The organism is Paraburkholderia sp. J67 (genome assembly GCF_905220265.1).
Lineage (GTDB): Bacteria > Pseudomonadota > Gammaproteobacteria > Burkholderiales > Burkholderiaceae > Paraburkholderia.
Genome location: NZ_CAJMZK010000088.1, coordinates 1 through 692 on the forward strand (window position 1 = coordinate 1; position 692 = coordinate 692).

1 protein-coding gene is annotated in these 692 nt (G+C 56.8%); it reads left to right on the top strand.

The features are described 5' to 3' along the window. Positions 1 to 149: 149 nt before the first annotated feature. A partial coding sequence (locus U5782_RS41300) for a glutathione S-transferase (RefSeq protein WP_322049629.1) occupies positions 150 to 692 on the top strand: 543 nt, incomplete at its 3' end.

Consider the following 692-nt stretch of genomic DNA (forward strand, 5'->3'; position numbering starts at 1 on the left):
AGTGCGCGGGTCTGGCCCAGTGAGGGGCATCAGAACTGTACATGTCGAGCAGTTCGACCGATAGGTACACTAGGTCGATCTATTCAGCGTAACTGAGTGGCCCAGATTCGCTGCGTCATCCTGATCAACTACGAACGTTCCTTCACACCATGCTGCAGATACTGGGGAGGGCATCTTCCATCAACGTACGCAAGGTTCTCTGGACCTGCGCCGAACTGGATATCTTGTTCACGCGTGAAGACTGGGGGGCGGGATTACGGTCCACCAACACGCCCGAGTTCCTGGCGCTTAATCCTAACGCGATGGTGCCCGTGGTTCGCGATGGAGATTTCGTGCTCTGGGAGTCGAACACGATCATTCGCTACCTGGCCAACCGCGAACATGCCACCCATCTTTACCCCACACCAGCACTGGCCCGTGCTCGCGTGGACCAATGGTTGGACTGGCAAGCGACCGATTTGAACAAGTCGTGGAGTTACGCGTTCCTTGCGCTAACCCGGCGCCTTCCTGATTACCAGGATCCGGAACAGATCGCGCAGTCCTGTACTGCCTGGCGCAGACACATGACCATTATCGAGCGACAACTTGAAAAAACCGGTGCCTTCATCGCCGGAGCGTCGTTCACGATGGCTGACATTCCTATCGGACTTTCCGTTAACCGCTGGCTCGAAACGCCGGTGAGACACGAAGGC